Here is a 13,093-nt window from a genome sequence, read left to right on the forward strand (position 1 = left end):
CCGCATGCGAGACCATCGCAGTGTACCGGCGTGCAACGCCACCTCTTTCTTCAGCACAGCGAGCACCATGACAGGCAGCAGCGATCACCTGACCCAAATGTGGCTCTCCGATTACACAGTCAGCAGTGCCGGTATCCGTTCGCATCGGCGGCAGACAGTTCGCCGCTCCAGGCTACATCAGCGTTCTCCACCCCCGTCACTACGTACAGGACTCCTCGGTCGCCAAACCCAAAAGAGTTCAGCAGCATGCTCCAATCGAGAGGAAAGCGCGCCATGCTGGGCAGGTGACTCCCGTCACCTATGGGTGGGCACAAGCAGGGGATGCTCCTGGAGAATCCGTCCGAGCCGTCGCTCTCACTTTGGTCTTTTTCGAACGACGGAAGTCATGCCCAGCCCTCTTCGAACCAAGGCATGTCATGCGTTGCTCTGCGAGACAGAAGCGTTTGGCGTCACTCCCGAGCACACGAGCGAAAAGCGGTGTCGGGCAGGAACCTCCCTCTGTGTCTCAGGCCCGCTGGTCGTCGATCGAGTAGAGGCAGGAACAAGGGAATCGAGATGCTCAATGGGTCCTTCAGTGCATGGTGGGAGACTATCGCACAGGCGCACCAGGAGTCATGCGTGCGAGAGAAGAACGGCAACCGTCTCCCGAGCCGTGTAGGCCATTGCATCGCGTTGTTTAGTCAGGCAGTGAACGGCGCTCTCGGAGAATCCGCTAAAGCGCTTTACCCGGACTGGTCAAGCTCTGAGGAAGATCGAGAGGCAGCACAGAGTGAACAAGTCCTGTGCGTACCCTCCGTCGTTAGCGGCACAGAGCAGAGGTGGCTCAGAGCAGCAGGGCATCGGAGAGTTTGATGTCACCCTTCTTTTGTTCTATTGGCAACCCGGATTCCACTCCGTTTACAGGGGGTGGAGAGCGGGATTCGGCTTTTAATACCCATCGCGGGAATGCTCCCCTCCATTCTGGGTGAACGCCGCCGTCAGCTCTTGCACCGCATGCAGCATGCCAATGTAGGCGAAGGTGCAGGCTGGACCGATCGTCGAGCCTGGTCCGGGATAGGTCCGTCCCATGACTGAGGCCGTGGTGTTTCCAGCCGCATACAGCCCGGGTATCGGGTGTCCATCCTCTCGGAGAACACGCGCCCACTCATCGGTGAGCAGTCCTCCTTTCGTCCCGAGGTCTCCAGGATAGATCGCTGTAGCGTAGAACGGCGGTCGATCCAAGGGACCCAGGTTCGGGTTAGGTCGGACACGTGGGTCACCATAGAAGCGATCATAAGCGCTGTCTCCACGGTGAAAATCCTCATCCTTACCAGCGATCGCCATGCGATTAAAACGCTCGACCGTTCGCTGGAGCCCCACAGGATCGATGCCACAGCGCGCAGCGAGTTCGTGCAGGGTCTGGGCGCGGACAAGGAATTGCGGTCCAGTCATAGAGCGGGGGGTGACGATCGGCGGTACAAACCCAAACGGGTAAAAACGTCGATGTTTGGAGTCGATGATCAACCAGGCAGGGATGGCCGGAACCGTGCGATGACGTTCGTACTGCCAATGGCCACAGTCGACGTAGGAAGCCGACTCGTTCATGAAGCGCTGGCCGCTGGAATCGACGATGATGCCAAAGGGGAAGGATCGCTCCCACAGGACGAAGAGCGGTCGACCGTTTGGCAGAATTGCCGTCGGTCCCCACCAGGCATCATCGAGAAGCTCAACGGCAGCACCGATGGCCTGTGCGGCACGGATCGCGTCGCCGGTATCGCTCGGCGCGGCGCTTGTCCAGTCGGTCGTGATCGGGTGTGGATGATACCGCTCCCGCATCTCCGGGTTGTGGGCGAAGCCACCAGCAGCGAGGAGCACGCCACCACGCGCTCGCACGCGCACCGTGCGGCCCTGGTGGCGGACGACGGCACCGACGACCCGGTCCCCCTCGACAAGGAGGCCCTCCAGTGGACTCTCGAGCCAGATTGGGATACTCCGTTGGAGACACAGTTGTAACAACTGCCCGACAAGTGAGGCACCAAGTGTCAGCGGGACGCGACCACGCAGGCGATAGGACACAAGACGCCAGAGGACGCGCGCAGCAGTCGCTGCGCCGGCCGGCGTGCGAAGAACAAGCGCGAACTTGGACGCCTCGTTGGTATAGAGGGGTACGCTGGGAAGGTTTGGATAACGGTGGAGACGAGGCAACCATGGCCCAAGCTGCCGCCCATCGAAAATCGCTCCCTCGATTGAGCGACCAAAGGTTGAGCCACCAGGCTTCTCTGGATAGTAGTCGGGATAGCCCAACGAAGGACGCCAGCGGAAGCCTAAGCGCTCGAGAAACTCGACCATCTGCGGTCCGTACTCGAGGAAAGCGCGCCGACGTTCCGGCGATGACGCTGGCCCGACATCGCCAATTACCTCATCCATATACCGAAGTGCCGCCTCAAACGAGTCTTGTAATCCGGCTCTTCGGCTCACCGGATTGTTGGGGATCCAGAGGCCGCCTCCGGACCAGGCAGTCGTGCCACCGACGACGTTGGTCTTCTCGATGACCAGCGGCTCGAATCCATGCTCTTTGACAACGAGTGCACCAACAAGTCCCGCACCACCGGTCCCAACAATGAGGACATCCGTCTGGTAATCGAAATGCGGCATAGCGACACCCCCTGCCGAAGACGAGGTCGTCGGTTGACGCGTGAAGGAGATTTTAGTACTGTGGTTCTGGTTCATCAATCAGAGGAGTTGATGACAACAAGCGCCGAGTGCTGAAAGCCCCTATTGTCGTCCAGTGCGGCAGGGTTGGGACTGCGCCATCGGAGCGACGAGGCAACTCAGCGAGCTGCACCTCTCCGTCCGAAATCTCGAAACGTCGCTCTTGCCACCGTCGGCGACAGCCGTATACTACAGTGAGTGTATGTGGGCGGAAACGCGCCGAGACCCGAATTGAGGGAGGTAGTGGCAACAATGGACCAATACACCACCACGCGAGCCGGGCACGTTGTCACCTTCTGCACCGCGGCGGTGGGAGTCGGTTCTGGTTCCGGTTCGGGTAGCGGTCGCGGCTCCAGTAGTCCCTCCGGTTCCGGTCGTCCCGGATCCAGTTCAGCTGGGTGGGGAACGACCGTCACGTATCCGTCGAACGTTCTGAGATGTGAACCGGAGGGGAACAATGGAACGGCTCATACGACTCGCTCTCGATCTTGATGGTGTCCTCACCGAGCATCCGGCGCCGCTCGCCCAGGCGGCCAACCGGGCACTCGGGATGCAGCTTCCAGATCACGCATTTGTGGATTCGCACGGCTGCAACGTCCCTGAGGCTGTACGGCTTTGGGTCTACGGTCCAGGTGGCCCCGCAGCGTTGCTTGATCCAGCACCAAATGCGCCGCAGCTTTTGCGGCAGCTCTTGCAGGTGCTGGGAAACGACCGCGTGACCATCATTACAGCACGGCCGGATCGCTCACAGGCCACGACCGAAGAGTGGCTACAGCGTCATGGTTTTCCGCCATGCCGGATTGTCTTCACTGAGGACAAAGTCGCAGCCGCCCGCGAACTCGGCGTGACGCACGCGATTGAGGATAGCCTGCGTCACGCGACGCGATACGCGGAGGCTGGTATCACCTGCTTTCTCCTCACGAGTGAGCCCGCCCCAGCTGGAGAATCGCCGTTTGTGGTGCGTGTTCCCGATCTCACCGCTGCAGTCCAGGCGATCCTCCGCCTTGCGGGTGCATCGTTGCCGGTCGTGTCCGGAGACGGAACACTTCCGCGGCGACGGCGCATTGTAGTGAGCGATGTGATTGATCAACGGGCGCGCGAGCGGCTAGCCGCCGAGGCTGATGTGATCGAAGTGGACGGTCGGAACAAAGAAGCGCTGTACGCTGCTTTACGCGATGCCGACGCGTTGATCGTCCGCTCTGAAACCCAGGTGACACGTGAACTCCTGGCCCATGCGCCACGGCTACGAGTCGTTGCTCGGGCTGGTACCGGCGTCGACAACATCGATCTCCAGGCAGCGACTGAAGCGGGAATCTTGGTGCTCAATGCCCCGGGGGCGAATGCAGTATCGGCTGGGGAACATACCATCGCGCTTATCTTGGCCATCTCGCGGTGCCTGATCGAGGCCAATGCCACCACACACGCAGGTCGCTGGGAGCGGAAACGGTTCCGGCCGTTCGACTTAAAGGGGAAGACGGTCGGTATTGTCGGCCTCGGACGGGTCGGCTCCGTCGTTGCGCAACGACTGCGCGCCTTCGAGGTGCGGCTGCTCGGCTATGACCCGTACGTCACCCGAGAGCGCTTTGCGCAGCTCGGCGTTGAGCCGGTGGACTACGAGACGCTGCTTGAACACAGTGATATCGTCACCTTTCACGTACCGGCAACGCCCGAGACACGCCATATGCTGGATGCGCGAGCGATCGCACGCCTGAAGCGAGGGGTCATTGTCATCAACTGCGCCCGTGGTGAGGTCGTCGACGTTCATGCTTTGGCTGAAGCGCTCAAGAGCGGCCACGTGGCGGCGGCCGGTGTGGATGTGTTCCCAGAGGAACCGGCGCACGAAAGTCCTCTTTTCGGTCTGCCAAATGTCGTCGTCACGCCACATATTGGCGGCTCAAGCCGTGAGGCACTCCAGGCCGTAGGGGAAATCATTGCCACAACGACGCTCGCGGCGCTGCGCGGTGAGATTGTGCCGAATGCCGTGAACTTGCCAGCTGCATCGCTCCACGCGCCCGAACTTCTCCGACTGACCCAAGTCGCAGAAGCCGCTGGACACTTGATTGCCGTCTTGCAACCGTCGCGACCTTCAACATTCGAGGTGACGGTTCATGGCCAGGTGGCACCGGATATCGCCGAGCACGTGACTGCTGTCGCGCTGGCGTCAGCGCTCCGTCGCTGGACAGTGCGCCGTGTCACGCCAGTCAATGCGCGACTCGTGGCGCAGGAGCTCCACCTCTTTGTCGACGTGCGGTTCGATACGGGAGCCTCCACGGTGCCAGAGTTCAATTTTGAGGTGGACGGCGATCCGCCACACCATGTGATGGTGCGTTGGGATCACCGGACAGCCGGCATCATGGAGGTTGATCGCTTCTCGCTCGAACGGCCGCTCGCCGGCCACATGCTCATCACGCACCACCGAGATCGACCGGGGATTATTGGCCGCATCGGGACGATTCTTGGACGGTATGACGTGAACATTGCAGGAATGCAGGTTGGCCGGCGTCAGCGAGGCGGTGAAGCGATCATGGTGCTGAATGTTGATGACCCGATCCCTGAGGCCGCGCTGAACGAGATCCTGCAGATACCGGACGTCTGGACTGCGTATGTCGTGTCGCTGCCGGAGCCGGTCGAACCGCCTGTCATCACGCCGGCTGTTCCAGTTGATCGCTGAAGGACGAAGCTTCACACCAGGCGTCGGTAGAGCTCAAGGGTACGCCGGGCAATGACTGCCCAACTGAACTGTTGCTCCACACGGGTGCGCCCATTCCGTCCGAGCCGGTCGCGGAGCTCCGGATCGTCGACAATTCGTTGGATCGCTTCGGCCAGTGCCCGGGCGTAGCCAAGCGGATCGATCGGCTCGCCGGTCACCGGATCGATTTCGAGGTGGACGAGGAGACCAGTCTCGCCGTCAACCACCACTTCGGGGATCCCTCCGACATCGGAGGCGACGACTGGGCACTCGCAGGCCATGGCTTCGAGGTTGATTAAACCGAACGGCTCATAAATCGATGGGCAGCAGAAGACGGTCGCGTGCGAGTAGAACTGGACGACCTCGGTGCGCGGGAGCATTTCTGGGATCCAGACAATACCCCCGCGTTGTTGACGGAGTTCAGCAACGCGGGACTCCAACGCGCGCGCCAGCTCTGGTGTATCTGGCTGTCCAGCCAGCAAGACAATCTGCACATCCGGTGCGAGGTATGGGACGGCGTCAAGCAGATGGAGAATCCCCTTCTGGCGCGTGATGCGTCCGACGAAGAGGACAGAGGGATACCTGAGATCGACGCCAGCACGCTCGAGGGCGCTGGTCTCCTCGGTCTTGCGATAAAGTTCCGTATCGATGCCGTTGTGGATGACGTGCACACGCTCGGGAGGCACAGTGAAGAAACGGAGCACGTCCGCCCGTGTCGCTGCCGACACGGCGATGATCGCATCGGCCGACTCAATTGCGACCTGCTCCATCCAAGAACTTAAACGGTAGGCCGTGCCAAGCTGCTCGGCCTTCCAAGGACGAAGCGGTTCCAACGAGTGAATGGTGAGGACGTATGGACGTTCCCAGAGGAATCGACCCCAAAGCGCTGCCAAGTCGGTGTACCAGGTATGGGCGTGGATGACGTCGGCGTCAATCGGGTCTCGTACCATGAGAAGGTTTCGGGACAGCGCGTCGAGCGCGGGCCAGTGACGCCGGTCCCCACCGCGGCGAATTTCGTCCCAACCGCCATACCCGCGTACCCGCAGATTGGGCTGCTCGACTTCTTGGGCGCCGAAACAACGCACTTCCACCACGATCTCCCGGGCGAGTTCCCGGGTCAGATACTCAACGTGGACACCAGCTCCACCGTACACATGCGGTGGATATTCGTTCGTCAGGACAAGAACTTTCCGGACCATACTGCTCATTCGTTCCCCTTGCCGGGATCGTATCACGCCGTGGCCCCGGCAGGTACCTCACCACGTCTCAGCGCCGGAGTGCGGTAAGCCAGGAGGCGCAATCCGTTGAGCACCACAACAATCGTACTCCCCTCATGTCCGACAACTGCCAGCGGCAAGGGGACACCGCGAAGCAGAATACTCGCCACGAGCACGATAATGACGCCAAGGGCGATGGCGAGATTCTGGACAATGATCCGTCGTGCAGCGCGCGAGAGTTGCACCGCGTAGGGCAACTTCGCGAGATCGTCGCTCATCAACACCACGTCCGCTGTTTCGAGCGCGACATCCGTTCCAGCAGCCCCCATCGCAATGCCAACGTCAGCCGCTGCCAGCGCTGGGGCATCGTTGACGCCGTCCCCGACGACCGCGACGCGCAAGCCGGCCGCTTGCAGCTCACGGACGACGGCAACTTTGTCCTCTGGGAGAAGTCCAGCTCGCCACTCGTCGAGACCCACCTCGCGAGCGATCGCCCGCGCTGCGCGTTCGTTGTCACCCGTCAGCATGATCAGACGGCGCAGACCAAGCCCGCGGAGTTGGTCTATGACATCTCGAGCCACCGGACGCACGACATCGGCAATGCCGAACACCGCGAGCACACGTCCATCCACCACTGCGTAGACTGCAGTTCGGGCACGCTCGCGAAGTTCCGTCGCTGTGTCTCGCAGGCTCGGGGGGATCGACACTCCATGCTCTTCGAGCAGAAGCTCATTCCCCACGAGGACGGTCGAGCCAGCAAGCTCGGCCCGAACCCCACGACCCGGCAGGGCCGTCAGCGACTCAACGCGGTCGACGAGGGCACGGTCGAAAGCGCCGATCGCCTCCGCATGTGCCACAACGGCGAGGCCAAGCGGGTGTTCAGAGCGATACTCCACCGGCGCGATGAGCCGCAACGCCTCAACCGGGTCAACGCCTTCGGCTGGCACAATCTCTGTGAGGCGTGGCTTGCCAACGGTGAGCGTCCCGGTCTTGTCGAAGACAATTGCATCCACGACACCAATCGTTTCCAGCTGAAGCGCCCCCTTGAAGAGGACACCATGCCGCGCAGCGTTGGCCAGCGCTGAAAGGATCGATGCAGGTGTCGAGATCACCAAAGCACAGGGCGAAGCCGCCACCAACAGGGTCATTGCACGGTAGAAGCTGTCGGCAGGAGGAGCACCGAGTGCGACCGGCACGAGGAAGGCGATGGTCGAAGCAACGATGACGCCAACCGCGTATTTCCCTTGAAAGGCTTCAGCGAAGCGCTGGGCACGCGATTTCTGCTCTCGCGCTTCCTCGACGATACGGATGATGCGGGCAAGCGTGCTCTCGTGCACCGAGCGATCGACGCGGATGCGCAGGAGACCACTTGTGTTGAGGGTCCCGCTGAAGACGGGATCACCTGGGCGCTTGTGGACCGGTAGTGACTCGCCAGTAATGGCGGACTGATCGACGCTAGAGTCACCCGCTACCACTGTGCCGTCGATCGGAATGCGCTCGCCCGGTTTGACAATCACTTCGTCCCCCGGTACCAACTCCTCGACCGGCACGAACTCCTCGTGGTCCCCTCTCACAACGAGGGCGGTATCGGGACGCAATGAAAGAAGAGCTCGCACTGCGCGATGCGTCCGACCGAGTGCGTAGTGCTCCAGTGCGTTCCCAAGGGAGAAAAGGAAGAGCAAGATGCCACCTTCAGCCCACGCGTCAAGGAGAGCAGCCCCTGCCGCTGCCAAGATCATCAAAAGGTCAATATCGACCGTGCGCTGACCCAGGGCAAGGAGCGCTCGATACGAGGCGTACGCACCTCCGGCAACATAGGCAGCTACGTAGAGCGCGATAGCCAGCCAGTGTGGCATCCCCGTCCGGTCCGCCAACCAAGCGGCCAGTAACAGCAGAGCTGTTGCCGCGGTACTCAGGAGGAGTCCGTGCTGACGCCACCACAGGACACGCTCCTCCTCTGCAGGGCTGCGCGTGTGAGCAGATGGTCTCACTGGTACGACCAGAGTCAACAAGTCCTCGGGCGATCCCACCCCATTGGCAACGTCAACCGACTGCCGCCCATTGTCACAGCACGGACAGGGGTGTGTCCTGATTCCGTCTTGGTGTTGCCTGAGCACCTCGGCAGCGCGTACAGCAGTGGCGCGAAGTGCTTTCCTGTCTGCTGTTGGGCGGAAGCGAACCACGAGTTGGGACCGCTGAGGATCCCAGGTGACCGCCGCGATGTGTGGTTCAGAGAGGAGTTGTTGGAGGACTGCTTCACACTGGACCGATTCACGTGACAACTGCACTTTCAACCTCATTTCGAAAATGAGAATGAGTCCTATTTGCAACGCGCGTAGTGTACCCCGGCTAGTGAGGGAACGTCAACCCTGTCGGCCGTGATGCCATGCATAGTAATGCGCGAGAGCACTGTGCAGAAAGCGGACAGTCGCGGCAAAAGACGGTTGATTACCCCGCGGTCGTCCTGACCAGAACGAGTTTTTCACCGCAGCACGAGCACGCCTACCCCGTCGCATTTTGTGACGCCAGAGGACAAGTGTTTCTCTGGCCGAAGATTTGGACTGGAAACGGGGCGAGGACCGGGTCGCCCTCGGCTTTGCTGCCTCCCTTCGGCGGAGCTCGTGCCGGTGTCGACGCAGTCAAGGGAATGGTCGGACACTGAGCCGGGAGTTGGATGGGTCGGTTTTTCCCAGTGACGGCCGTGCGAGGTCGTAGGTGGGATGAAGCTCACGCGCTGTTGGCCTTGGGCGTCGTGTAGCAAGGATCTGAGGATCCGACTCCATGTAGGGGTCCAACTGCGTGTTACCTCTTCGGCAGCACGGCGATGGGCGCGACCAACTCCCCAGAGGGGAAAGGGGCGGCGACGTTCTTCACGTAGAAGCCTCAGTTCGCCACCGATCCACGCCTCTCTGCGTCGCCTTCGGTCGCATTACACATTGGCCATGACTCTTGCTCGCTGCTTGTCCCGTCTGAAGCTTCGTGCCAAGCCTGCGCTGCGCGTTGCCAAGGGCTCGGCACTGCTCTCTTTCAGTGTCGCAGACCCTCGCTGCGCTTGCCTGTGAGAAGCTCGATGGGAATTTCCTACAGGACACACCGATCAAGGAAGGGATACCCAGGCTCAACGAGGGTAGAGTCTCCATACTTTTGGATAAGCCGGTCGAAGAACCAGATCCTGGTCGGCTGACCTTTCACCATCCGCACGCGTCCCCAGGTGATGACGCTCGTGTAGACGAGGGCGGAATTGCAAGCAGACGGTCGTCCGGGATGCAGCGGACCGATTTCGGATGCTTCGACACATAGCACCAGATGGCAACGGATATTGCGCAAGAAGTGGCCATCCCCGGCACCGGTATGCCCGGATAGACGAAGACCAAAAGGATGACGTATGGCCAGCCATCCTCGTCGATCGTGGCAACGTGCAGGACGCGTTGTTTGCGAAGCCAGTTACGAGCCTCTGCATCGGGCATGAGCGGCCTTGCGGGACGTATCTTGCCACGAAAGCCTGACCGCAGATCCTGGATATTCATCGCGCCTCTCCCTTGTTACTGGTGACCGCGACAAGTGGTTTGGTATTGTGACGACACAAACTCCAGTCCGTATCTGTTCGCATCCCTCGCTCGTTGGAAGGCGACCTGACGGCGCAGGCGAGTCACGGAAAGATCCCCCGACCACCTCATGAATCTCCATCAACCACGCAGAAGGTGAGGGCAAGCGTCCTTGTATTAGGACGGAGGCGACTTCCAGCGTTGTGGAGACACAGATAGCGGACGACAGCGCTCGCTCCGCCGGAACGCGGTTCACCATGACTAGCAGATGATCGTGCCGATGCGATCAATCCGGGCGGTGAGCACAACCGTCATCGCGTTGCCCCGTGCCTCTGAGGCACTGCGCAGGAGCGGGAGTCAGCCTGGTTGTGGAGAAACGGTGCAGCGGGTGTGGATAAGTCACTGCGGTTGTCCACACCACAAGTAGGAGACATGTGGGCAGGTATGCTGGACCGTGAGGACAGCGGGTGGAGAGAAAAGCGGAGGTGCCAAGATAGCAGCAGGCTTCCCCACAGTGGTTTCAAGGAGCAGGCAACTCATCCACAGCGCGTGAGTGCCTATCTCGGCTTCTCCATGCGCTTTTTCCAACTTTCCCCATTCTCCACGATCCCGACTACGGTGACGGAGTCAATCTTCTACGATGTGCACATGCGTGAACCACAATGAAGGTGCTGGAACATGCGACAATCGTTTGCGAGGTAACGTGGGCGGTGACCGGAAGGAGTCCGACGGTGGAAAAACGATGGGACGTGATCGTTGTTGGTCTGGGAATCATGGGCTCCGCGGCAGCTGCGGCCTTAGCGCGGCGTGGTGTGCGTGTATTGGGACTCGAACAGCATGCACCCTTCCACGCACAAGGGTCATCACATGGGAAGACGCGGATTATCCGTGAAGCATATTTTGAGTCGCCGGAGTATGTCCCATTGGTTCAGCGGGCATATGTGCTGTGGCAGGAACTTGCAGAGCGGACAGGTCGGCCGCTCTTGCGGATCACTGGCGGCGTCAGCATCGGCCGCCCTGATAGTCCATTCATCACTGGCGCGCGGGAGAGTGCGTTGCGCCACGGCTTACCACACGAACTCCTGGACGCCGAGCAGGCAGGACAACGCTTTCCGGCGCTGGCGGTTCCTGGGGAGTTTGTGGCGCTTGTGGAGGGAAGAGCAGGAATTCTCTTTGCAGAGGAGTGTTGGCGTGCGTTCTCTGAGGATGCAACGCGTCACGGCGCGGAGCTGCGTTTCGGGGTTGCTGTGCGGTCATTTGGTGCGGAGGGAGACGGAGTATTTGTCGAGGCCGATGGGGAACGGCTTCTCGCCGAACGTGTGGTGATCACTGCTGGGCCATGGGCTCCGGTGGTGCTGAGCGAGCTCGGGTTGCCGCTGACGGTTCGGCGTGTCTTGGTGGTGCATGTCCTGCCGCATCAGCCAGAGCTGTGTACACCCGACCGACTCCCGATCTTTCTCCTGGACGTGCCGGAGGGGGAGTACTATGGCTTTCCGTTGTTGCCCGAGCAGGGTGTCAAATTCGGTCGGCACGACAGCGGCGAGCCGTGCACGCCAGAAACAGCGCGGCGCACGGTAAGTAATGAGGAAGTTCGGTGGATGACGAGCATCCTTGAACGATACGTGCCGGGTGCAGCAGGTTCTGTGCTGATGAGTGTGACCTGCCTTTATACGATGACGCCAGATGCGCATTTCATCGTCGATCGGCATCCGCGATGGCCTCAGGTGGTGTTCGCGTGCGGGTTTTCAGGGCATGGATTCAAGTTCGCTCCCACGATCGGCGAAGCGCTGGCCGAGCTTGCATTGGAGGGTGGGACGAGATTGCCCATCGGTTTCTTGCGAAAAGATCGCTTCGGGACGACTCAGTAGTACCGGGTGCGGGTACGGTGGTAGGGCGGCGCATGGGGTGGGAGTGCCTGCCCAAGTTTCCACAGTACCCAATCGACCTGCCATGCTGCAGCGTGGTATCCAGCGGCACGGCGGCGAGCAAGAAGTTCATCGACTGCGCAAATCGTTGCGGCACGGATCTCGACTTCCTCGGGGGAGCCTGCGGGGAGTTCTTGTCGTGCATCGATGCGGGCGGCGAGCTGGGGATGATACTCGAGGGCACCGTAATAGCGGAGAACCTGGGGGAGTTTGTAGTCGGCGAAGGCTGTGAGTGCCTCGAGATCGTCGAAGTGACCGAGATCCTGCCCCTGGAAAGCACCCGCGAGGTCGCTGCAGAGGAGTTGGGCGCGCTTATAGAAGGGCACGCGTAGGGTGCCATAAGTTGCGACATCATCAAACGAGGGGAAGACCTGGACGACGAGCCTGACGAGTTGCGTGGCACGGCGACGAGCTTGGCGGATGAGCGTTGCAAAGGTGCCGGCAGAGGCGTTGGACAGACCGTGAGCGACTTCACGGATGTGTGCGATGCGCCATTCCAGAAGAGGGATGGTACCGTCACCAGCGAAGAGGTCGGCGATCTGGCTATCGGTGAGTTGGGACAGGAAGGAAGGGTCGTAGAGGGGGAGGCCGGCATCGAGCGCGCGGCGGAGCGCGGCGGTCAGTGCCCAGTAACCGTCGTGCCATGTCCCGGCGTAGGAGACGCGCCAACGTGGTTCTCCCCAAAAGCAGAAATTGAGGGCATCGAGGAGGAGAACATAGTTGGCAGTCTGGTCGGGAGTACCGCGCCAATGCAGGGGATGATCCCAGTCCGGGAGATCGGGAAGCGGATGGGGCAGCAGAGAAGCAAGCCTGTCAAGACCCTCGGGATGGAGGCGTACCCACCGGGCGCTGGAGAGGACTTGCTGAGCAGCGGCGCGTACTCCAAGTGGATCAGCGGTCATCGACACGGCTGCGCATCCTGTCGGATTGCCAACGAGCGAGCGTACTTCTGGGAGGATTCGGCTACGCGAGGGCCGAACCCGGTTGAGTATACTGGCAGCACCATACCGGGTGAGGATAGGTGTG

The 13,093-nt window shown here is 61.0% G+C and carries 6 protein-coding genes; 2 read left to right on the forward strand and 4 right to left on the reverse strand.

Going from position 1 to position 13,093, the window contains the following annotated elements:
• Window positions 1-927 precede the first annotated feature (927 nt).
• The gene (locus NET03_RS06400) at window positions 928-2,634 is read right to left on the reverse strand and encodes an FAD-binding protein (protein WP_252128068.1); all 1,707 of its coding nucleotides are present in this window, start codon (window positions 2,632-2,634) and stop codon (window positions 928-930) included.
• A gap of 514 nt (window positions 2,635-3,148) precedes the next feature.
• On the opposite strand from NET03_RS06400, the gene serA reads away from it, so the two are divergent.
• Window positions 3,149-5,362 (forward strand): phosphoglycerate dehydrogenase, encoded by a 2,214-nt coding sequence (serA, locus tag NET03_RS06405; RefSeq protein WP_252128069.1) that lies wholly within the window; start codon window positions 3,149-3,151, stop codon window positions 5,360-5,362.
• An 11-nt stretch (window positions 5,363-5,373) separates the two neighbouring features.
• On the opposite strand, the gene glgA is transcribed toward serA, so the two are convergent.
• Window positions 5,374-6,588, reverse strand: coding sequence for a glycogen synthase (gene glgA, locus NET03_RS06410; RefSeq protein WP_252128070.1), 1,215 nt, complete (start codon window positions 6,586-6,588; stop codon window positions 5,374-5,376).
• A gap of 23 nt (window positions 6,589-6,611) precedes the next feature.
• Window positions 6,612-8,453, reverse strand: a complete 1,842-nt coding sequence (locus NET03_RS06415) for a heavy metal translocating P-type ATPase (protein ID WP_252128071.1) — start codon at window positions 8,451-8,453, stop codon at window positions 6,612-6,614.
• A gap of 2,420 nt (window positions 8,454-10,873) precedes the next feature.
• Between NET03_RS06415 and solA the strand changes: the two genes are divergently transcribed.
• Window positions 10,874-12,010 (forward strand): N-methyl-L-tryptophan oxidase, encoded by a 1,137-nt coding sequence (gene solA, locus NET03_RS06420; protein WP_252128072.1) that lies wholly within the window; start codon window positions 10,874-10,876, stop codon window positions 12,008-12,010.
• Here the strand turns inward: solA and NET03_RS06425 are convergent.
• Window positions 12,004-12,969, reverse strand: a complete 966-nt coding sequence (locus NET03_RS06425; protein WP_252128073.1) for a queuosine 5'-phosphate N-glycosylase/hydrolase — start codon at window positions 12,967-12,969, stop codon at window positions 12,004-12,006. The genes solA and NET03_RS06425 overlap by 7 nt on opposite strands.
• Between the last annotated feature and the right edge of the window lie 124 nt (window positions 12,970-13,093).

Origin of the sequence: Thermomicrobium sp. CFH 73360 (assembly GCF_023806465.1) — a bacterium.
Taxonomy (GTDB): domain Bacteria; phylum Chloroflexota; class Chloroflexia; order Thermomicrobiales; family Thermomicrobiaceae; genus Thermomicrobium.

Bases quoted from the DNA above. Each gene is read 5' to 3' on its own strand.
- NET03_RS06400 (WP_252128068.1), bottom strand. From the start codon at position 2,634: ATGCCGCATTTCGATTACCAGACGGATGTCCTCATTGTTGGGACCGGT.
- NET03_RS06415 (WP_252128071.1), bottom strand. From the start codon at position 8,453: ATGCCACACTGGCTGGCTATCGCGCTCTACGTAGCTGCCTATGTTGCC.
- serA (WP_252128069.1), top strand. From the start codon at position 3,149: ATGGAACGGCTCATACGACTCGCTCTCGATCTTGATGGTGTCCTCACC.
- glgA (WP_252128070.1), bottom strand. From the start codon at position 6,588: ATGAGCAGTATGGTCCGGAAAGTTCTTGTCCTGACGAACGAATATCCA.
- NET03_RS06425 (WP_252128073.1), bottom strand. From the start codon at position 12,969: ATGACCGCTGATCCACTTGGAGTACGCGCCGCTGCTCAGCAAGTCCTC.